Origin of the sequence: Nesterenkonia sp. CL21 (assembly GCF_031705515.1) — a bacterium.
Lineage (GTDB): Bacteria > Actinomycetota > Actinomycetes > Actinomycetales > Micrococcaceae > Nesterenkonia > Nesterenkonia aethiopica.
In genome coordinates, this window is sequence record NZ_JAUTWR010000007.1 from 15,789 (window position 1) to 35,405 (window position 19,617).

Annotated in this window: 18 protein-coding genes; 6 read left to right on the plus strand and 12 right to left on the minus strand. The window is 70.4% G+C overall.

Going from position 1 to position 19,617, the window contains the following annotated elements:
• Window positions 1-5 precede the first annotated feature (5 nt).
• The 6 genes from Q7C18_RS11080 to Q7C18_RS11105 form a co-directional block, all read right to left on the minus strand.
• A complete protein-coding gene (locus Q7C18_RS11080; protein ID WP_311025449.1) occupies window positions 6-1,376 on the minus strand; it encodes an FUSC family protein in 1,371 nt (456 codons plus the stop codon).
• A gap of 63 nt (window positions 1,377-1,439) precedes the next feature.
• On the minus strand, window positions 1,440-2,435 hold the full coding sequence (locus Q7C18_RS11085) for a YdcF family protein (RefSeq protein ID WP_311025562.1): 996 nt from the start codon (window positions 2,433-2,435) through the stop codon (window positions 1,440-1,442).
• A 150-nt stretch (window positions 2,436-2,585) separates the two neighbouring features.
• Complete coding sequence (locus tag Q7C18_RS11090; protein ID WP_311025450.1) at window positions 2,586-3,746, minus strand: hypothetical protein; 1,161 nt, start codon at window positions 3,744-3,746, stop codon at window positions 2,586-2,588.
• A 167-nt stretch (window positions 3,747-3,913) separates the two neighbouring features.
• On the minus strand, window positions 3,914-4,621 hold the full coding sequence (locus tag Q7C18_RS11095) for a DUF4232 domain-containing protein (protein ID WP_311025451.1): 708 nt from the start codon (window positions 4,619-4,621) through the stop codon (window positions 3,914-3,916).
• A gap of 92 nt (window positions 4,622-4,713) precedes the next feature.
• Window positions 4,714-5,175 (minus strand): low molecular weight phosphatase family protein, encoded by a 462-nt coding sequence (locus tag Q7C18_RS11100; protein WP_311025452.1) that lies wholly within the window; start codon window positions 5,173-5,175, stop codon window positions 4,714-4,716.
• Window positions 5,172-5,570, minus strand: a complete 399-nt coding sequence (locus Q7C18_RS11105; RefSeq protein ID WP_070162708.1) for a metalloregulator ArsR/SmtB family transcription factor — start codon at window positions 5,568-5,570, stop codon at window positions 5,172-5,174. The genes Q7C18_RS11100 and Q7C18_RS11105 overlap by 4 nt, the downstream gene beginning before the upstream one ends.
• Window positions 5,571-5,782: 212 nt before the next feature.
• Here Q7C18_RS11105 and arsB point away from each other — a divergent pair, with 212 nt between their 5' ends.
• The 4 genes from arsB to Q7C18_RS11125 all read left to right on the plus strand — a co-directional run bounded on the left by arsB (window position 5,783) and on the right by Q7C18_RS11125 (window position 9,075).
• Entirely contained in the window at window positions 5,783-6,970 is a 1,188-nt protein-coding gene (gene arsB / locus Q7C18_RS11110; protein ID WP_311025453.1) for an ACR3 family arsenite efflux transporter, read from the plus strand.
• Window positions 6,970-7,386 (plus strand): arsenate reductase ArsC, encoded by a 417-nt coding sequence (locus Q7C18_RS11115; RefSeq protein ID WP_311025454.1) that lies wholly within the window; start codon window positions 6,970-6,972, stop codon window positions 7,384-7,386. The genes arsB and Q7C18_RS11115 overlap by 1 nt, the downstream gene beginning before the upstream one ends.
• 50 nt (window positions 7,387-7,436) lie before the next feature.
• A complete protein-coding gene (locus Q7C18_RS11120; protein ID WP_311025455.1) occupies window positions 7,437-8,399 on the plus strand; it encodes an A/G-specific adenine glycosylase in 963 nt (320 codons plus the stop codon).
• Window positions 8,400-8,571: 172 nt separating this feature from the next.
• Window positions 8,572-9,075 (plus strand): OmpA family protein, encoded by a 504-nt coding sequence (locus Q7C18_RS11125; RefSeq protein ID WP_311025456.1) that lies wholly within the window; start codon window positions 8,572-8,574, stop codon window positions 9,073-9,075.
• Between the two features lie 65 nt (window positions 9,076-9,140).
• On the opposite strand, the gene radA is transcribed toward Q7C18_RS11125, so the two are convergent.
• Both radA and Q7C18_RS11135 read right to left on the minus strand, forming a co-directional pair.
• Complete coding sequence (radA, locus tag Q7C18_RS11130) at window positions 9,141-10,556, minus strand: DNA repair protein RadA (protein ID WP_311025457.1); 1,416 nt, start codon at window positions 10,554-10,556, stop codon at window positions 9,141-9,143.
• Window positions 10,557-10,658: 102 nt separating this feature from the next.
• On the minus strand, window positions 10,659-12,302 hold the full coding sequence (locus tag Q7C18_RS11135) for a hypothetical protein (protein WP_311025458.1): 1,644 nt from the start codon (window positions 12,300-12,302) through the stop codon (window positions 10,659-10,661).
• 163 nt (window positions 12,303-12,465) lie between these two features.
• On the opposite strand from Q7C18_RS11135, the gene Q7C18_RS11140 reads away from it, so the two are divergent.
• Complete coding sequence (locus Q7C18_RS11140; protein ID WP_311025459.1) at window positions 12,466-13,368, plus strand: alpha/beta hydrolase fold domain-containing protein; 903 nt, start codon at window positions 12,466-12,468, stop codon at window positions 13,366-13,368.
• Window positions 13,369-13,475: 107 nt separating this feature from the next.
• Window positions 13,476-13,940 carry a DUF3817 domain-containing protein gene (locus tag Q7C18_RS11145; RefSeq protein WP_070162726.1) on the plus strand — a complete coding sequence of 155 codons (465 nt, stop codon included), beginning with the start codon at window positions 13,476-13,478 and terminating at the stop codon, window positions 13,938-13,940.
• A 126-nt stretch (window positions 13,941-14,066) separates the two neighbouring features.
• Here the strand turns inward: Q7C18_RS11145 and Q7C18_RS11150 are convergent, their stop codons facing one another.
• From Q7C18_RS11150 to Q7C18_RS11165, 4 genes are all read right to left on the minus strand, one after another.
• Complete coding sequence (locus tag Q7C18_RS11150) at window positions 14,067-16,580, minus strand: ATP-dependent Clp protease ATP-binding subunit (RefSeq protein WP_311025460.1); 2,514 nt, start codon at window positions 16,578-16,580, stop codon at window positions 14,067-14,069.
• A gap of 197 nt (window positions 16,581-16,777) precedes the next feature.
• Window positions 16,778-17,923 carry a Gfo/Idh/MocA family oxidoreductase gene (locus tag Q7C18_RS11155; protein ID WP_311025461.1) on the minus strand — a complete coding sequence of 382 codons (1,146 nt, stop codon included), beginning with the start codon at window positions 17,921-17,923 and terminating at the stop codon, window positions 16,778-16,780.
• Window positions 17,920-18,747, minus strand: coding sequence for a ThuA domain-containing protein (locus tag Q7C18_RS11160; protein WP_311025462.1), 828 nt, complete (start codon window positions 18,745-18,747; stop codon window positions 17,920-17,922). Before Q7C18_RS11160 ends, Q7C18_RS11155 begins: the two co-directional genes overlap by 4 nt.
• A 57-nt stretch (window positions 18,748-18,804) precedes the next feature.
• On the minus strand, window positions 18,805-19,617 hold the full coding sequence (locus tag Q7C18_RS11165; RefSeq protein ID WP_311025463.1) for a carbohydrate ABC transporter permease: 813 nt from the start codon (window positions 19,615-19,617) through the stop codon (window positions 18,805-18,807).

Genomic DNA, 19,617 nt, shown 5'->3' on the forward strand with positions numbered 1-19,617 from the left:
CCCGCTCAGCGCGGCGGCCGGGGGCCCTCCTCCGGGGCGTCGGAGCCGTCCGGGGCGGCACCGTCGTCGTCCTCCTCGAACGGCTCGTGCTGCCAGGGGTCCTGCGGCTGGGGCTTCCGTTCCGCCCGCTCCGCGCGGCGTTCGGCCTTCACGATCCGGATCCGCCCGGTGAGCGTATCGCGGCGGCCCAGCGCCGGCAGGTGCTCTTCGGCCTCCTCGTGGGTCAGCCCTGCGGCCTCCATCACGTCCACGATCAGGGTGCGCAGCATCAGCACCACCGACTCCCCCTCCAGGGTGTCGATCTCCAGCCGGGTCGGGTGCAGACGCGTGGCCACCGCCGCCAACCCGTGCTGGGCTGCCTCCATGCGTTCCGCCGAGGCCGGCCCCGGCTCGGACACCGCCCGGGCGAGCATGTGGACGGCGTCGGCGAGCTCGTCCAGCAGCGCGGACAGACTGGTGGTGGCCTCATCGTTGAGGGAGGCGTTGTCCACCATGGACACCGCCCGCCGGGTGATGACCCGCATGGACCGCACCGCCAGGTCCATCTTCTCGGTCAGCCGCCCCATCCTGCGCACGTAGTGCCGGTGGCGCCGATACGCCGGTGAGTAGCGGGTCAGCTCCTGGGCGGAGGACACGGCGGCCTCGGCGTCGTCGATCCGCGACTGGATGCCCCGGCAGCGGATCAGCGCATGCCAGGCCTCCCGCGACTCCGAGGTGCGGATGGCCCGCGCGGTCTCCCGCAGCGCCAGCACCAGATCGTCCACCACGGCGCGCAGCTCGCGGATCGGCTCCCGCCGGGGATCCTTGGGCGTCAGCAGGGCGATCAGCATCGCCACCGTGCCGCCCAGCACCGCGTCCGCACTCCGGGAGAACGGTCCCAGCAGGCCGCTCTCCGGGGCCGGGATCAGCACCACCAGCAGCGCCTGCAGACCCATCTGCATGGCCAGCAGCGACGAGTTGTCCAGCAGGCGGGCCAGCATCACCGAGATGAACAGCACGAACGAGGCCGTCACCAGTCCGGCGCCGAAGATGTGCAGCACCATGTCCCCGATGAAGATGCCCAGCGTGCAGCCGGCGGCCACCTCCACCACTTTGCGCAGCCGCGGCTCCTTGGTGAACCCGAGGGCGATCATGGCCGCGACCGCGGCGAACAGCGGGCCGTCGTGACCCAGCAGCGTCTCCGCCAGCGCAAAGGAGCCGACGCCGGCGATCGTCATCTGCAGCGCCGGGATCACCGAGCGGCCGGCACGGATCCCGCCGGAGCGGGCGCGGGCCACCACGAACCGGCGGATCCCGCCGACGAGCTGCCGCAGGTGCGCGACCATCCCCGACCGGCCGGTGCCGGCGGGGTCCGGGACGTCCGCAGCTGTGCTCACCCTTCGAGTCTATGCTCTCCCGAGCCTGTGATCAGGGGGCATGTGGCCGAGGCCATGTGGCGCTCATCCGGCGTTGAGGCCCGCGATGAGCACCAGCACGCTGAACGCCAGGAAGGGCAGGAACAGCAGCACGTGCAGGAACATATGACCCTTCATCACCGCGATGAACTCGCGCAGGAACGCGCTGGGCACGTAGTAGCGGGCCGTCTTCGCGCCGGTGACCTCCGCGCGCATGCCCGCCTTCCGAGACAGCAGCGCCGCCCGCAGCACGTGGTAGTTGTTGGTGACCGCCAGCAGCGGACCGGAGCGACCGGCGTCGTCCTGGATCTGCTGGGAGAACCGCAGGTTCTGTGCGGTGTTCACCGCCCGGTTCTCCGGGATCACATCCTCTGCCGCCGCGCCCTGGCCCAGCAGATACTCGGCCATGGCCTCGCCCTCGGGGCGGGACTCGTCCGGCCCCTGCCCGCCGGAGGGGATGAGCAGCGGCTTCTGCTCGGACTGCCGGTAGATCTCCAGGGCACGGTCCAGGCGCGCCTTCAGCAGCGGCGGCACCCCACCGTAGATGAGCCGCGACCCCAGCACCACGACGGCGGCCGGGTGCTCCTGGTGCGTCATCCGCCCGTAGGCCGCCGCGTAGCTCAGGAAGATCACGAAGGCGGCGCCCGCGTAGCCGGTGGCCAGGAACAGCAAGACTGCCAACGTGATCAGGTACGGGTCCCCGGTGACGACGAGGACGACGGCGATCACCGGCAGTGCTGGGATGGCCAGCCCCGCCAGCAGGGAGAGCATGTTCCCCAGCCGGCGGCCCTCACGGCGCAGCATGGTGACCCCGTTGGCGATGAGGAAGCCGCTGAGCACCAGCACGCTGGCCGGCAACAGCAGCACGATCAGCAGGGTGACGAACCCGAAGCCGGGGACCACCTGGGTGAGGATCTCCACCACGCCGAGCAGGGCGCAGCCGACCGCGGCCACGAGCGCAACACCGTTGCGGAGCATGCGCCGGTCCCTCCGGCGGAAGTGCAGGTACACAGCTCCGAAGAGTGCGGCGAGGATCAGCATGAACACGGGGCCAGCCTAGCGGGGCGGGCGGGGGTGGTGAGGCGGGCCGCCGTCGTCGCACCGTCCGTTCTGCACCACAGAATCACGTCTGCACAGCCAGATCTGGCGGGGCAGACGTGATATCGGGGTGCAGAACGCGCCAATCACCGATCACCGGGCGCGAGGCACTCCAGCCTGCAGCAGCTTCCGACGGAGTCGCTCGGGCCGCAGAATGTCCTCCCAGATGATCCTGGCGACGCCGAGGCCCAGCGCCCGGAGGCCGTCCTCGCGGTGCTTCTCCGCCTCGAGGGCCTCCATCGGGCTCACCCCACTGAGCTCCTGGGACCTCCAGTACTTGACCATCCCGTCAAACTCGGCGACGACGCCTTCCCAGGCGAAGTCCACACGCACGCGCCGCCCGTCGGGCAGAACGACCTCACGCTGCAGCTCCGGGGCGTGGAAGCCCAGTTCCCGGATCAGGGCTCGTACCGCGGACTCCCCCGGGGACTCGGCGGCCGGGTCGGCGAACTCCACGGCCCGAGCCCACCGTGCCCGTCGGCGGTGCGTGCGCAGATACGGCTCCCACTCGACGAAGTCGTCCAGCGCGAGGGTCCGCTCGGAGGTGATCCGACCCGCCAGCACGGCGTCCAGAATCACCGCCGCCTCGGCCAGCGAGGACTCCGCCACGGTGTCCAGAACAGCGAAGGCAAGCGGTTCGACGTCGGCACTTTCCGGGCCGCCCTGCAGCCACGGATGCACACCCAGTCCCAGGGGCTCGCGCGGCACCGCGTGCTCCCCGCGCCGGACTCTGACCTGCAGATCCTCACGACCGACACCTTCGGGCAAGGCGGCCCCGAGGCGCCGGAGGGGGATCGGCTGCAGGTCACGGCCACTGAGCGGTCTGCCCCGCGCGCCGGCCAGCTCCTGGTGATCCGCCAGCAGGCGAGCGACGACGGCGGCATCGGCCGTCCCGGTGAGCGGGCCAGCCCGCCTCCGCCCCACGCGTCCACGCCGGGTCTCCCGGACAGTGATCTCTCCCGGAGTGCGCAGCAGAGGGACACCCCAGAGGGCGAGCGCCGAGCCGCGACAGAAGAGTGGCGAGGCTGCCGCCGCCATGGCGCCGAGAGCCATGAGATGTCGGTCCCACGACGGGGCGCTGAGCCAGTGCCCGGGCTCGATGTAGACGCCATGGGCCAGGCGCAGCATCTCGCCACGACGCACCGCCGACGACCATCTGTTGCTCCGATGGGCCCGGTCCTCACGGGGCACATCTGCGACGCAGAGCAGGCGCACAGGATCGCGTGACGCGGACGTGACAGTGTGCGTGAACATGCCTTCCACTGTGGCCGAATCTGAGAGTCGATGGGGCCGTGTGGGTGCGCCCTGTGGAGAACGCCGTTCTGCACACCGACATCATGTCTGCACAGCGAGATCTCGTGGGGCAGACGTGATACCGGGGTGCAGAACCGACGGGGCAGAACGGGTCCACCGCGTCGCCCTCACTTCAGCGTGAACCGGTGCGGCTCCGAGGTGATCCCGCCCAGGCTCACCGTCAGCTCGTAGGCCCCGGGCTCGAGCTCCACGGGCTCGGTGCAGCTCGCGGACGAATCCGAACGGGGCCAGCTCAGCTGCGCCCGTTCCTGCTGGCCCGGTTCCATCGTGAGCTCATAGGAGTCCGCCTCGCCGCCGCACTCCGTGGTGGTGAAGACTTCGCGTCCGGCATGGGAGACCGTGAACTCCTGCTCGGCGGTGCCGACGTCGAGGGTGCAGTCCTCGTCCCCGACGTTCTGCACGGTGAGGATCAGCAGCGGCGCCACGGCGGCCGAGTACTCGGCGTCGTCAGTGTCGGCGGTCACCCGAATGTCGCCCGGAGCGCAGTGGCCCTCCGGGACGTCGTCGGTGTCCGCGTCGGACCCTGCGTCTGAGTCCTCCTCCGAGTCCGCATCTGAGTCCTCCTCGGAGGCGGCACCCTCATCAGAACCCTCGTCCGAGTCCGACTCCGAGCCGGATCCGCCCTCAGTGTCGTCCTCCTGCTGCGCCGTGGGGTCGTGCGGGTCCTCATCCACCAGCAGCGCGAAGATCGCCGAGCCCGCCCACCACAGGCCCACCAGGACCACCAGGAGCAGCGCCCCGACCACGAGCCGGCGTCGCCGATACACCGCGGCGGACTGGCGCCTGGGCATGCGGCGCGGACCTGGGGAAGCCATGCGCACCAGGGTATCTCCGCGTCCTGGACGCATCCCGCCCACGCCACTCGGAGACGGGTGTGATGTTCACCGGCCGCCCCGTCGCGCGGCTGTCAGGCCGTCAGCCGTCCGACGAGCTCCTGCACACGGCGGCGGATGTCGTCGCGGACCAGCTCCATGCGTTCGCGGCCCTCGATGCCGCGCAGGCTGGGCTCGTCGGTCTCCCACCGCTCCACCAGCACGCCGTCGGGCTGCGGCACCTGAGCCTCTGCGCCGAGGACCACCACATGCCCGGCACGGCGCATCATGTCCTCGGTGAGCAGGGTAGGAGTCTCGCCGGTGATGTCCACGCCGAGATCCTGCAGGACCTCGGCCGAGAGGGCGTTGACCGCCGCCCCCGGTGCGGTGCCGGCGGAGGCCACGCTCACCGACGACGGCGCCCCGGCCGCTTCCAGTTCGCGGCGCATCAGTCCGGCGGCCATCTGAGACTTGCCGCCGTTCTTCACGCAGACGAACAGCACGCCGTCGGAGGGCCGGTCGGCACGCTGGACGGCGGGGTCGGGTGTGGTGCTCATGCGGGCTCCAGGGGAGAGTTCGGGTGCGGTGGGACGATCCCATGGCCGACAGCGTGGGCGATGCTCTCCAGCGCCCCGTCGACGACGGCGTAGTAGGACCAGACGCCGCGCTTCTCCCGCGTGAGGAGGCCGGCGTCGACCAGGATCTTCAGGTGGTGTGAGACCGTGGGCTGCCCCAGGTCCAGCGGGCCGGTGAGGTCGCAGACGCAGGCTTCTCCGCGGGCGTCGGCGGCGACGAGCGCGAGCAAGGTCAGGCGGTTGGGGTCGGCGAGGGCCTTGAGCCGGGCGGCGAGCTCGACGGCCGCCTCGGCGTCGAGTGCGGGCGTGCCAGGCTGGGGAGTGCAGCAGCTCGAGGTCTCGCCGTCGGCCTGGTCCGACGTGAGGGAGAGAGTCATGGGTCCTCCGGGTGATGGGGGCATCGGGCGGCGCGTCCGTGATGCCTGGTGGCGTCGACATCCGGCGACGGCGACATTGACATTCTTCGATGCCCCTGACGATACTCGGACCATCGATGGTTGTCGATGCCGTCGTCTCACCCTCTGCGGCGCCCCTCCACGGAAGCGCCGCAGACCCTGAATCCGTCCTCCACCCAGACCTCAGGAGCACCGTGTCGCAGAGCACCACCTCGGCCACCGCCTCATCAGCCCCGCCGGACGCCTCCGGCGTCGTCGCGAAGCTGTCACTGCTGGACCGATTCCTGCCGGTGTGGATCATCGCCGCCATGGCGGTCGGTCTCGGCCTGGGCGCCGCAGCACCAGGCTTCGGTGAGGCGCTGGAATCGTTCAAGATCGCCGGGGTGTCCCTGCCCATCGCCCTGGGACTGCTGATCATGATGTACCCGGTGCTCGCGAAGGTCCGCTACGACGAGACCGCCACCGTGATCGGCGACCGGAAGCTGATCATCACCTCGCTGCTGATCAACTGGCTGCTCGCTCCGGCGTTCATGTTCGCCCTCGCCTGGCTCTTCCTGCCGGACCTGCCGGAGTACCGGACCGGGCTGATCATCGTGGGGCTGGCCCGCTGCATCGCCATGGTGCTGATCTGGAACGACCTCGCCTGCGGGGACCGTGAGGCCGCCGCCGTGCTGGTCGCCATCAACTCGGTGTTCCAGGTGATCATGTTCGGAGTGCTCGGCTGGTTCTATCTGCAGCTGCTGCCCAGCTGGCTGGGACTGCCCACCACCAGCGCCGAGTTCTCGGTGGTGGCGATCACCGTCTCCGTGCTGGTGTTCCTGGGGATCCCTCTGGTGGCCGGATTCCTGACCCGCACCCTCGGCGAGCGCGCCCGCGGACGCGACTGGTACGAGGAGACGGTCCTGCCGCGCATCGGCCCCTGGGCCCTGTACGGTCTGCTGTTCACCATCGTGGTGCTCTTCGCCCTGCAGGGCGACCAGGTGCTGAGCAGCCCGCTGGACGTCGCCCGGATCGCGCTGCCACTGACCATCTACTTCCTGGTGACCTTCGGCGCCTCCATGCTGATCGGCTGGCTCCTGCGCCTGGGCTACGAGCGCTCCACCACGCTGTCCTTCACCGCGGCAGGGAACAACTTCGAACTGGCCATCGCGGTGTCCATCGCCACCTTCGGTGCCACCAGTGGTCAGGCGCTGGCCGGGATCGTCGGCCCGCTCATCGAGGTGCCCATCCTCGTGGCGCTGGTCTATGTGGCCCTGTGGGCGCGCCGCTGGTTCGCGACGTCGACGCCGGCCGCCGTCGGGGCCTCACCTGAGACGCCGCGCCCCTCCCCTGCTGACACCCCTGCTGACACCCCTGCTGAGACTCCTGAGAGGACCCGCTGATGACCCGCGAGAACCACAAGCCCACCGTCCTGTTCGTCTGCGTGCACAACGCCGGCCGCTCCCAGATGGCCGCGGGTTTCCTGCGGGAGATCGCCGGCGACGACGTCGTCGTGCACTCCGGCGGCACCCAGCCGGCCAACCAGGTGAACCCGGTGGCCGTGGAGGCGATGGCCGAGGTCGGCATCGACATCTCCACCCGCGTGCCCGACCAGCTCTCCCCGTACACCGTCCAGGAGTCGGACGTGGTGGTCACCATGGGCTGCGGGGACGACTGCCCGTTCTACCCGGGCAAGCGCTACGAGGACTGGCAGCTGGACGACCCGGCCGGCCAGGGCATCGAGGCCGTGCGGCTGATCCGCGATGACATCCGGGCCCGCGTGGAGGAGCTGGTGGCCTCGCTGCGCACCCCGGACTGAGGCCGCGTCGCCCCGCGTCGCCCCCGTCGATCGTCCGTAGAATCGCAGGGATGCCTGAGACCACTCTGCCTGATGATGCGGCCCTCGCCGAGGCCCCAATCCCGCCGGCGCCGGAGGACGTGCACACCCGGGTGATCGACTGGTTCGCCGAGGCCGCCCGGGACCTGCCGTGGCGCCGCCCGGAGTGCACCCCGTGGGGTGTGCTGGTCAGCGAGATCATGCTGCAGCAGACCCCCGTGATCCGGGTGCTGCCACGCTGGGAGGAATGGCTGCACCGCTGGCCCACGCCCGCCGCCTGCGCGGCCGCGCCGAGCGCCGAGATCCTCACGGTCTGGGACCGGCTGGGGTATCCCCGGCGGGCGCTGCGCCTGCAGGCCGCGGCGGAGGCGATCGTGGAACGGCACGGCGGCGAGGTCCCGGCGGACCCGGAGGCGCTGCGCGCCCTGCCGGGGATCGGCGAGTACACGGCCGCCGCGGTGTCCTGCTTCGCCTTCGGGATCCCGGAAGTCGTGGTGGACACCAACATCCGTCGGGCGCATGCCCGCATCTTCACCGGCGTCGCCCTGCCCGGACAGACCTACACGGCTGCCCAGCGGCGGCTCGCCCGTGACCTGATGCCGGACACCGATGACGACGGCGGGCGCCGCGCCTGCGCCTGGAACGCCGCCACCATGGAACTGGGGGCACTGATCTGCACCGCCCGTTCCCCGCAGTGCGCGATCTGCCCGGTGGCCGACCTGTGCGCGTGGCGGACGGCTGGTTCCCCGCCTCCGACCGAGGAGCAGAAGACCCGCGGCCAAGCCTGGGCGGGCACAGACCGGCAGGTGCGCGGGGCGATCATGGCGGTGCTGCGCCGCGGTGAGCCGGTGCAGGCTGAAACCCTGTTGGCCGGACTGCCGCTTCCGGAGGCCGAGGACGACCAGCGCCGCCGCTGCCTGGACTCCCTGGTGCGGGACGGCCTGGCGGAGCGGCGCGGCGACATCGTGGCGCTGCCGGGAGTGCTGGGCGGCTGAGTGTCGCCGCGGCGCCGTCGGCTGCAGGACCTCCAGCCTGCCCGACCGCTCCGGCCTCCGTTGTGACCCTCCGGCGTGCCGGGTAGGCTGGCCGTTCAGCTCGTCGAGGGAGGGGCGAGCCGTGGCGCCTTCGGCTCCGCGCATCGCACTCGACCTGAGGATGGGGACCTGAATGAGGCACGACCGTGGCTGGCAACGTCGGGGACCGGTGGCCGGATTCGGGATCGCCACCGTACTTGCCCTCAGTGGCTGTGGCATCTTCGCTCCGGAGGACACGGTCGACGAACAGGACTTCGAGGATTCCGTCAGCACGGCGGAGGACGGTTCGATCGTCCTCGAGTCGGACATCCTCTTCAGCGCCAACAGCTGGGAGCTGCCGCGGGGTGCTGACGTGCTGATCGCGGAGCTGGCGGAGGCAGTCCCGGACGACGCCGAGGTGCATATCGTCGGCCACACGGATTCCCGGCCGATTCGCCAGAGCGATGAAGACCTCACCAATGAGGAGCTCTCCGAGAGGCGCGCGCAGTCGGTGGCCGACGCCCTGAGTGCGGAACGTGATGATCTCGTGTTGACGATCGAGGGACGGGCCGACACGGATCCGGCGGTGGAAGAGGACCCCACCGAACCGAGCACGTACGCCGAGAATCGTCGCGTGGAGATCCAGTTCGAGGACTGATCCGTGTCGGCTGTCGGGCATGACGCGCGTCGCTCCCGCCAGCTCAGGCACTACGCGACAGGACCTCAGTTCTGCGAGGCCTGCGCGGCGCCGGCGTCGAACAGCAGCGCCATCGCCTCCGGCAGGGAGCCGATCTCCTTCACCGTCATCCCCTCGGGGATATCGCTCGTCGAAGCCCCGCGGGGCACGATCGCGTGGGTGAACCCGAGCCGCTGGGCCTCCTGCAGACGGCGCTGCAGGCCGGGCACCTGACGCACCTCGCCGGCCAGCCCGACCTCCCCGAAGGCGAGGAACCGGTTGGGCAGCGGCTTCTCCAGGGCGGCGGAGGCCACGGCGAGCGCGATGGAGAGGTCCGCCGCCGGCTCGGTGATCTTCACCCCGCCGACAGTGGCCACATAGGTCTCCGACTTGAACAGGGTGGCCAGCCGGGCGCGCCGCTGCAGCACCGCCAGCAGCATGGACACTCGGGGTGAGTCCAGCCCGGAGACGGCGCGTCGCGGCTGCGAAGCGGGGGACTCGGCCACCAGGGCCTGCACCTCGGCGGTCAGCGGGCGCCGACCCTCCAAGGTGATGGTGATGCAGGTGCCGGGGACCCGGTCGGTCATCGCCGAGACGAACAGTCCGGACGGGTCGGCCAGGGAGGTCAGCCCGCCCTCGGAGAGGTCGAAGCAGCCGACGTCGTCGGTGGGGCCGTAACGGTTCTTCACCGCGCGCAGCAGGCGCAGCCGCGAATGGCGGTCGCCCTCGAATTGGCAGACCACGTCCACCAGGTGCTCGAGCATCCGGGGTCCGGCGATGGCGCCGTCCTTGGTCACGTGGCCGACCAGGATGGTGGTCATGTTCCGGCGCTTGGCGGCCTCGATCATCGAGGCGGTGACCTCACGGATCTGGGTGACGCCCCCGGCGGCGCCCTCCACCTCTGCCGACGACAGGGTCTGCACCGAGTCCATGATGGTCAGCTGCGGGGAGCTCTGGTCGATCTGCCCCAGCGCCTGCCCCAGGTCCGACTCCGCAGCCAGATACAGCCCGTCCGACATGGCGTCGATGCGTTCGGCCCGCTTCTTCACCTGCGCGGCGGACTCCTCGCCGGTCAGGTACAGCACCGGCTGGTCCGGGTGGGCCTGTGCGACGGCGGAGGCCACCTGCAGCAGCAGCGTGGACTTCCCGACGCCGGGCTCCCCGGCCATCAGGATCACCGCCCCGGGCACCAGCCCGCCGCCGAGCACGCGGTCCAGTTCACCGATGCCGGAGGCGCGGAACTCGGCCACCGAGGCGTCGACGTCGCCGATGGCCTTGGCCGGGGCGGCCAGATTCGAGGCGGCGGTGGTCCGCGCGGTGACCTGCCCCTTCTCCTCCACCGTGCCCCAGGACTGGCATTCCGGGCAGCGTCCGACCCATTTGACCGTCTGCCATCCGCATTCGGAGCACTCGAAGGTGGGGGCATTCTTCCCCTTGCTGCGACTGGTGGTGCGGGTGGCCATGGGGACAACCGTACCGCGGGCCGCTGACACACCGGGGGCGGCGTCGTCAGCGGCGAGGAACCGGACCCGTCTGGCTGCGCCGCACACGCCTGCCGCAGCTGCTCAGCGCACCAGGTGCGCCCCGTAGGCCGGGTCGGTGCGCATCTGCTCCAGCGTGCCCGCCAGCTTCCGCACGTCACGCTCCTGAAGCGTCTCCTCGCGGCCGATGAACACCCACAGGGTCAGACCCGCGACGGCGGCCCCGCCCAGGCAGACGCCCGCGAGCAGCCAGTCCTCCCGCTCGCCGGCCCAGAAGAGCCCCAGCACTCCCACGATCACGGCCACGCCGCTGAGGCACTTCCTCAGCAGACGTGGCCCCGTCCTCCAGGCGCTCACCAGAGAGGGAGACGTGGCCGGGCTGTCCCGCACGACATCCACCGGACGCAGCATCGGGTCATAGGCGGCCGCCCGATCCTCCCGCTCCTGCCGAGCATCAGGCTTCTGCGGATCTCCGGGTGCGGCGACCACCCGCTGCCACCAGTTCGTATGGAGCACCGCCGTCGCATGCCCTCCCGGGGTGTCCGCGGCGAGCTCCCGGATGGAGACCGCGCGCATCGCGCGGATCCTCCGGTCGTGGACCGCACCGAGCACCGGCAGGGCGACGCACAGGACCAGCAGCATCGCCAGGAACACCACCAGCAGCGGCTGCAGGAGCTGCTCCGCCTGGAGATACGCAGCCAGATAGGCGACGCCCAGCGCAGCTGCGGCCAGCACACCGCTGATCACCGCGGCGCCCCGGACCCTGCGCTCGAGTCGGCGCATCGGCTGGGCGGCGTCGTCGATCTGCTCCCCGATCCGACGCACCTCGGCCCCGTGCTGCGCCCCGATGCGGTGCTGTGCCCCACTGTCCTCCGCCTCGGATGTCTGATCGGCTGAGTCCAGGAGCCGGACGTGCTCGATATAGGCCTCGGCGGCCTCTGGGGACATCATCGGAGAGAGGCTCACCGACCCGCGGCGCCACTGGCGGTCTAGCGGACCGCCGGTGGAACCACGCCGGAGCAGCGTGTGGACGTCCCGGCGCAGCTGAGCCAGACGCCACTCCTCCTGTCGCGGGTGAGTCAGGTCCGCGGCCGTGCCGTAGTCCTCCGGGTCCTCGTCCTGGTGCGCGACGACGGCAGGGTTGTCTCGGCTGACATCGGCCTGCGCCAGGATGTCCGCATAGGCCCGCAGCTGGTGGGCCTCCATGCCGCCCGGCCCGGGCCCTGCGAGGTCCAGATCCACCGGCCCCATGGTGGTGATGAGCGTGTGGCGCAGCGTCACATCGGCCGTCCGCCTCACATCGGCCGTCCGTTCCGCGGCGGGATCGTCGCCATCCGGCCGCTGCTCGAAGACGCCGAGGAGCCCGGCGGGGTCGTCGTGCATGGTCAGCGGGGACTCGTGAGAGTCTCCCCCGATGATCTGGTCGACCGGAATCTCGCGACCCTCCACCAGGAGAGCTCCCCCGCCCGGGGCGACGGCGACCGACCTCTTCATCTCGCCGAGCAGCAGTCGGGCGCCGATACGCACGGCGAGCCCCAGGAGGAGGGCGGCCAGCGGTGCGAGCAGCCAGAACCAGCCGAGGAGGAGCACGACGCCGGCGGCGGCCACCGCGACCGTCCAGCCGAGGACACGGGGCAGGTGCCGGACCATCGGGCCGGACCCACGGACAAGTTCGACGGCGGCTGAGCCGCCGAGCTGCGACGGATGCTGAGGAGTGTGCTGAGTCATGACCAGGACACTGTACCGGCGACCCCTGACGCTTCACCCCGCCTGCCGCCGGGGTCGTCCGAGCCCAGAGCCGCCCCGGGCGAGGCACACGCTAGCATCGGTGACCGTGACAGATGCCTCGCCGACCGGCGCCCGAGCCCGAGCCCGGCAACCGCACCGACCCATGAGTCTCGCCGCACGGCTCATGCCGCTGGTGATGCGCGCCCGGCGGGCCAACCGGCACTACCGCACCCGCGAGCATGTGCTCCGGCACCTGGAGGACCTGACCCAGCACCCCCAGCCTGTGGACCCGCCCCGCCGCCGGTGGAAGGACATCAGGATCTCCGCGTGGAAGGACAAGGGCTGGCTGATCCACAGGATCACTCCGGAAGCCTCACCTCCTCGCGGCACCGTGCTGTACCTGCACGGCGGCGGCTGGGTCCATGAGGCGGCGCGGGCCCATTGGCGGTGGATTCAGCGTCTGGCCGCAGAGGCCCAGGTGCAGGTGCTCATGCCTGCCTACCCGTTGGTGCAGGCAGGCGGCACGGCGGCCACGGTCGTGCCGCGGGTCGCGGAGCTCGCCGCAGAAGCGGAACGGCCTCTGGTGCTCATGGGCGACTCTGCGGGAGGATCCATCGCCCTGTCCGCCGCGCTGATGCTGGCGCAGCAGGAGCAGCCGGCGGCGCTGACCGCGCTGATCTCCCCGGCCCTGGACCTGCGGTTCAGCAACCCGGAGATCGACGCCCGCCAACCGGAGGACCCGTGGCTGGTCAAGAAGGGTCAGCTCGAACTCTCGGAGCGGTGGATCGCCGAGCACGGGGAGGACCCCCTCCTCAACCCCTTCCTCGGTGACCTGACAGGCATCGGTCCGCTGCTGGTCTTCAGCGGCACCCGAGACATCCTCCACCCTGACACCCGGTTGTTCATGCAACGCGCCACAGACGACGGCGCCGACGTCGAGTACCACGAGGAGCCCGGCCACCTGCACGTCTACCCGCTGCTGCCGACCCCGGAGGGGAGGCGGGCACGGCGCAGGATGGTCGACGCCGTGCGGCAGGCGACGTCGAGCACCGCCCCGACACTCTGAGCGCCGCTCCCAGCCGGACCCCGTACCATACGGTCGGGCGATCGCGGCCCGGCACCGGGGCCGCCGTCGTCGTCATGACCCGTTCAACCCAGACCCTCAGGAGAGGCGTGTTCCGCTCCCCCAAGATCTTCTTCCGCGTCCTGGCGATCGCCGAGGCGATCTCCTGGACCCTGCTCATCGGCGGCATGATCCTGCGCGCCACCCATGGCCTCGACGTCGCCGTGACCATCGGCGGCGGCATCCACGGCTTCGTGTTCCTCGCCTATGCCGCCACCGCGGTGATCGTGGCGAAGAACCAGCGCTGGAGCGCCGGCCCGGCCGCCACCGCCATCATCAGCGCGATCATCCCCTACGCCACCGTCCCGGTGGACATCTGGCTCAAGCGCAGCGGCCGACTGGACGGACCGTGGCGCCTCCACGCCGGCGAGGACCCGCGCGACCACAGCTGGCATGACCGGCTGCTGCGGGTGCTGCTGAACCGGCCGGCGCTGGTCGGCGGAGCGCTGGCGGTCGGCGTCGTCGTCGTGTTCGTCGGACTGCTGGTGGCGGGGCCGCCCGTGCCGAAGGGCTGAGGCCCGGCCGCGAGCGGCCCGCTCACAGCTGAGGTCTGCACCGTCCACGCACGACAGCGGGGGCCGAGTTCCTGGGATGGAACTCGGCCCCCGCTGTCGTTCACCGGGAGTCCCGGCCGCGTCAGCTCAGCTCTCGATCGCGGCGGGTTCCTCGGTGCCTTCGATCTGCGGCGCCGGGGTCGTCCAGTCGAAGGTGAGCTCGCGGTCGTCGCCCTCACCCTTGAGCCCGATGGTGATCTCCGCGCCGTGCGGGATCTCGCCGTAGAGGATCTGCTCGGAGAGCTGGTCCTCGATCATGGACTGGATGGTCCGGCGCAGCGGGCGGGCACCCATGGACGGGTCGTAGCCCTTCTCCGCGAGGAACTCGCGGGCCGGCTGGGTGACCTGCAAGGTCATGGACTGCTCGGCCAGGCGCTCCCGCAGGCGGTTGACGAACAGGTCCACGATCTTGACGATCTCGGCCCGATCCAGCTGCGGGAACACGATGGTGTCGTCCACACGGTTCAGGAACTCGGGACGGAAGTGCTGGCGCAGCTCCTCGTTGACCTTGCCCTTCATCCGCTCATAGTTCGTGGCGGTGTCCGTCGAGGACTGGAACCCGGTCATCACACCCTTGGAGATGTCCTTGGTCCCCAGGTTGGTGGTCATGATGATGACCGTGTTCTTGAAGTCCACCATGCGGCCCTGCGAGTCGGTCAGGCGACCGTCCTCCAGGATCTGCAGCAACGAGTTGAAAAGGTCCGCGTGGGCCTTCTCCACCTCGTCGAACAGCACCACGGAGAACGGACGACGCCGGACCTTCTCGGTCAGCTGGCCGCCCTCCTCGTAGCCCACATAGCCGGGAGGGGCACCGAAGAGCCGGGAGACCGTGTGCTTCTCCGAGAACTCCGACATGTCCAGAGTGATGAGCGCGTCCTCGTCGCCGAAGAGGAACTCGGCCAGCGTCTTTGCCAGCTCCGTCTTGCCGACGCCGGTGGGGCCGGCGAAGATGAACGAGCCGGACGGCCGGTTCGGGTCCTTCAGCCCGGCGCGGGTGCGGCGGATCGCCCGGGACAGCGACCTGACCGCCTCGTCCTGACCGATGACCCGCTTGTGGAGCTCCTCCTCCATCCGCTTGAGGCGGTCGGACTCCTGCTCGGTGAGCTTGAACACCGGGATGCCGGTGGAGAAGGCCAGGACCTCGGCGATCAGATCGGCGTCGACCTCGGCGATCTCATCCATGGAGCCGGACTTCCAGGCGTCCTCCTTCTGCTGGCGCTCGTCGACGAGCTTCTGCTCCTTGTCACGCAGCGCAGCGGCGCCCTCGAAGTCCTGGGCGTCGATGGCGGCTTCCTTCTCCCGCCGGACGTCCTCGATCTTCGCGTCGTACTCCTTCAGCTCCGGCGGCGCGGTCATCTTCTGGATGCGCAGCCGGGCGCCGGCCTCGTCGATCAGGTCGATCGCCTTGTCCGGGAGGAAGCGGTCGTTGATGTACCGGTGGCCCAGGGACGCGGCGGCCTCCAGGGCCTCCTCGGTGATGGACACCTTGTGGTGGGCCTCGTAGCGGTCGCGCAGCCCGCGCAGGATCTGCACGGTGACCTCCACCGAGGGCTCCTCTACCTGGATGGGCTGGAAGCGGCGCTCCAGGGCGGCGTCCTTCTCGATGTGCTTGCGGTACTCGTCCAGCGTGGTGGCACCGATGGTCTGAAGCTCACCGCGGGCCAGCATCGGCTTGAGGATGTTGGCGGCATCGATGGCGCCCTCGGCGGCTCCGGCCCCGACGAGGGTGTGGATCTCGTCGATGAACAGGATGATGTCGCCGCGGGTGCGGATCTCCTTGAGGACCTTCTTCAGGCGCTCCTCGAAGTCACCGCGGTACCGGGAGCCGGCCACCAGCGAGCCGAGGTCCAGCGTGTAGAGCTGCTTGTCACGCAGGATCTCCGGGACGTCGTTGTTCACGATCGCCTGGGCGAGACCCTCGACGACGGCGGTCTTGCCGACGCCGGGCTCACCGATGAGGACCGGGTTGTTCTTGGTGCGACGGGAGAGCACCTGCATCACGCGCTGCCGCTCGTAGTCACGGCCGACCACCGGGTCCAGGGCGGCCTCCCGCGCGGCGGCGGTGAGATTGCGGCCGAACTGGTCCAGCACCACGGAGCCGGAGGGCTGCCCTTCGGTGGCCCCCTGCCCGACGCCGGCGCCGGCCTTCTCCTGGCCGCCGCCCTGGTAGCCGGACAGCAGCTGGATGACCTGCTGGCGCACCTTGTTCAGGTCGGCGTTGAGCTCCACGAGCACCTGGGCGGCGACGCCCTCGCCCTCGCGGATCAGGCCGAGCAGGATGTGCTCGGTGCCGATGTAGTTGTGGCCCAGCTGCAGGGCTTCGCGCAGCGAGAGCTCCAGGACCTTCTTGGCGCGCGGAGTGAAGGGGATGTGGCCGCTGGGCGCGTTCTGCCCGGGGCCGATCTTCTCCTGGACCTTCTCGCGGACCCCGCCCAGCGAGATGTCCAGAGACTCCAGGGCCTTGGCGGCGACGCCCTCACCCTCGTGGATGAGTCCGAGCAGGATGTGCTCGGTGCCGATGTAGTTGTGGTTGAGCATGCGGGCCTCTTCTTGGGCCAGCACAACCACTCGCCGTGCGCGGTCTGTGAATCTCTCGAACATGGCCAATGACACTCCTCGCGTTGATGCTCACTCTCGATGCTACGGGGGTGTGACCGCTTTGGGGCGCCTGTTCGCCACCGGGGAAAGTTCGGTCCGGGTCGGGCCCTTCCCGCGCGGATCGTCTCTCTGTGAGAGATCGTCCCTAAATCAGGGGACGATCTCTCACAGAGAGACGATCCCTGCACCGATCCGCCGCCTCACACCCTCGCCGGCGGTGCCAGCGCCTCGCGCGCCGAGGGCCAGGCGGCCAGTCGTGCCCGGACATCGCCACGGGATTCGATGGCGAGCGCCTGCCGCCAGGCGTTGTCGAGCACCTCGTCGACCCGCACGCGCCCGCCGCGGGAGGCCGATTCGACGGCGGCCTCCACCATCGCCAGGCTCATGATGTTCTGGTGGACCTCGCCCATCGGCGCTGTGCCGCCCGGGCCGGCCTCCAGGGCGTCCAGGAACTCCACCAGCGCCCCGGCGATGCCCTCCCCCGGCGCGACGGCGCCATCGTCGGCGTCGGCGTCGGCGTCACCGAACCTGCCGCTGACTGCCTCCGGCGCGCGATCTGGGGCGTCCGCCACCGGCGCCTCCTCGCCGTCCCAGACGGCCGTGCCGTGTTCGGCCGAGAGCCGCCACGACCCGTTCCAGGAGGTCTCCTGCCCCGGGCTGCACCAGCTGCCGGTGTAGACGAACCGGGAGCCGCCCTCCATCTCGAAGATCGCGCTGGCCGCGGCGTCGCCGTCGTACCAGGACCACGGCGGGTTGAACTCCTCGCAGTACACGGACACCGGTTCGGCGTCGAGCAGGAACCGGGCGGCGTCGAAGGGGTGGATGGCCATGTCCACCAGCAGCGGGTGGACCATCCGCTCCCGGAAGCCCCCGAAGCGGGGAGCTTTGAAGAACTCGGTCACCAACGCGCCCGGCGCACCCAGGCCGCGCGCCTGCGCACGGAGGGTGAACAGCTGCTGGTTGTACCGGCGCGACTGGCTCACCATGAACAGCTGTCCGGTGACCTCCGAGGCGGCGGCCAGGGACAGGGCGCGGGGCAGCGTGTCGGCCACGGGCTTCTCCCCCAGCACCGGCAGCCCGGCCGTCAGCGCCGCCGTGGTGACCGGGTGGTGGGCGCGCGGGATCGTCACGTTCACCACCGCCTGGGCGCCGGTCCGCTCGGCGAGCGCGACGGCGTCGGCCCCCACGGGCACGTCCGGACGGCCCGCCTCGGCCAGGGCGGCGCGGGCGGCCTCCATGTCGAGGTCCACGACGCCGGCGAGCTCGGCCCGAGGCTCGTCCAGGATGGTCTGCAGCCAGGCCCGGCCCATTCCGCCGGCGCCGACGAGGATCAGCGGGGTGCTCATGCGCGCACCTCCTCAGCATCAGAGTCCATCGGACCCGCGTAGCCGTGCCCCGTGTAGAAGTCCTCGGTCTCATAACGCAGCAGAGTCGGGGTGGTCCGCTCCGGCCGGTGGGTGACCGCCCACTGCACGGCGTTGGAGATCACCCGGCGCACGCCCTCATGGAAGTACGTGGGAAAGTCCTGGTCGCCCGGCCGGAAGTAGAAGATCCTCCCGTAGCCGCGGCGGTAGGTCATCCCGGAGCGGAACACCTCCCCGCCGGAGAACGTGGAGAGGAAGATCAGCTCGTCGGGGGCAGGAACGTCGAAGTGCTCCCCGTACATCTCGTCCTCGTCGATGATCATCGGATGCGGGATGCCCTGGGCGATCGGGTGGGTGGGGTCCACCGTCCAGATCAGCTCCCGGTCATGCTCGGTGCGCCAGCGCAGCGTGCAGGTGGTGCCCATGAGCTTCATGAAGATCTTCGACCAGTGCCCGGAGTGCAGCACGATCAGCCCCATGCCGTCCAGCACGTGCCGGTGGACGCGCTCGACGACGTCGTCGGCCACCTCTCCGTGGGCGGCGTGACCCCACCAGATCAGCACGTCGGTGGCGGCGAGAGCCTCCTCGGTGAGGCCGTGCTCGGGGTCGTCGAGCGTGACCGTGCGGACCTCGGCGGTGTCACCGAGGTTGTGGCGGACGCCGTCGGCGATCGCCCCGTGCATCCCGTCCGGGTAGCGCGCGGCGACCTCGGGTTCGACCTGTTCGTGGCGGTTCTCGCCCCAGACGGTCACCCGGATCGGGCGGGCGAAGGCCAGAGAGGGGGCGGGCTGGTCAGCAGATGTCATCGGTCCATCCTTGTCGATTGTCAGGGTCAGGTACGGCAGGTCGGGTGGCGGCGACGCTCATTTGACGGCTCCACCAGTGGCCCCGGCGGCGACGTACTTCTGCGCCACAGCCAGCAGCACCACTGCCGGCAACGACGCGAGCACCGCCGTCGCCATCACGGAGCTCCAGTCGTTCACATAGGCGCCCAGGTAGTTGTAGATGCCGAGGGTGACGGGCCGGACCTCCTCGGTGGTGGTGAGGGTCAGCGCGAAGAGGAAGTCGCCCCAGGTGAACAGGAAGGTGAACAGTCCGGCGGTGATGATGGCGTTGCGACTCACCGGCACCACGACGGACAGGAACGCGCGCACCGGCCCGGCGCCGTCCACGTGGGCGGCCTCCACCAGTGCCGGCGGCAACGAGCCCATCAGAGCCCGGCAGATGAGGATCGCGAACGGGATCCCCGCCGTGGAGTCGGCCAGGATCAGCCCTGGGATCGAGTTGAGCAGGCCGATCTCCGCGTACACGTTGTACAGGGCGTTGGCAATCACGATGCCCGGGATCATCTGACTGATCAGCACCGCGAAGAGCAGGTAGTCCGCCCAGCGGATGCGGAACTGGACCAGCGCGTAGGCCGCCGGGACCGCGACCACCAGGGACAGCACCACGCTGCCGACGGCCACGATCAGACTTGTCATCAGGTTCCCGCCCTGCTCCTCCACCGCCGTCCGGTAGCCGGCGAGGTCCGGGTTCAGCGGCAGCCAGGCGGTGTCCACCGTGGCGCCGCCGGGCTGCAGGGAGGCATTGACCATCCAGTAGATCGGGAACAGCAGGACGGCGATGATCACCAGTCCCAGGGCGGTGTTGAGCCTGGGGTGTCGGACCGTGTTCAT

Coding starts and splice junctions, on each gene's coding strand:
- Q7C18_RS11085 (WP_311025562.1), bottom strand. CDS start 2,435: ATGCTGATCCTCGCCGCACTCTTCGGAGCTGTGTACCTGCACTTCCGC.
- Q7C18_RS11090 (WP_311025450.1), bottom strand. CDS start 3,746: ATGTTCACGCACACTGTCACGTCCGCGTCACGCGATCCTGTGCGCCTG.
- Q7C18_RS11095 (WP_311025451.1), bottom strand. CDS start 4,621: ATGGCTTCCCCAGGTCCGCGCCGCATGCCCAGGCGCCAGTCCGCCGCG.
- Q7C18_RS11100 (WP_311025452.1), bottom strand. CDS start 5,175: ATGAGCACCACACCCGACCCCGCCGTCCAGCGTGCCGACCGGCCCTCC.
- Q7C18_RS11105 (WP_070162708.1), bottom strand. CDS start 5,570: ATGACTCTCTCCCTCACGTCGGACCAGGCCGACGGCGAGACCTCGAGC.
- Q7C18_RS11115 (WP_311025454.1), top strand. CDS start 6,970: ATGACCCGCGAGAACCACAAGCCCACCGTCCTGTTCGTCTGCGTGCAC.
- Q7C18_RS11120 (WP_311025455.1), top strand. CDS start 7,437: ATGCCTGAGACCACTCTGCCTGATGATGCGGCCCTCGCCGAGGCCCCA.
- Q7C18_RS11125 (WP_311025456.1), top strand. CDS start 8,572: ATGAGGCACGACCGTGGCTGGCAACGTCGGGGACCGGTGGCCGGATTC.
- radA (WP_311025457.1), bottom strand. CDS start 10,556: ATGGCCACCCGCACCACCAGTCGCAGCAAGGGGAAGAATGCCCCCACC.
- Q7C18_RS11135 (WP_311025458.1), bottom strand. CDS start 12,302: ATGACTCAGCACACTCCTCAGCATCCGTCGCAGCTCGGCGGCTCAGCC.
- Q7C18_RS11140 (WP_311025459.1), top strand. CDS start 12,466: ATGAGTCTCGCCGCACGGCTCATGCCGCTGGTGATGCGCGCCCGGCGG.
- Q7C18_RS11150 (WP_311025460.1), bottom strand. CDS start 16,580: ATGTTCGAGAGATTCACAGACCGCGCACGGCGAGTGGTTGTGCTGGCC.
- Q7C18_RS11155 (WP_311025461.1), bottom strand. CDS start 17,923: ATGAGCACCCCGCTGATCCTCGTCGGCGCCGGCGGAATGGGCCGGGCC.
- Q7C18_RS11160 (WP_311025462.1), bottom strand. CDS start 18,747: ATGACATCTGCTGACCAGCCCGCCCCCTCTCTGGCCTTCGCCCGCCCG.
- Q7C18_RS11165 (WP_311025463.1), bottom strand. CDS start 19,617: ATGAACACGGTCCGACACCCCAGGCTCAACACCGCCCTGGGACTGGTG.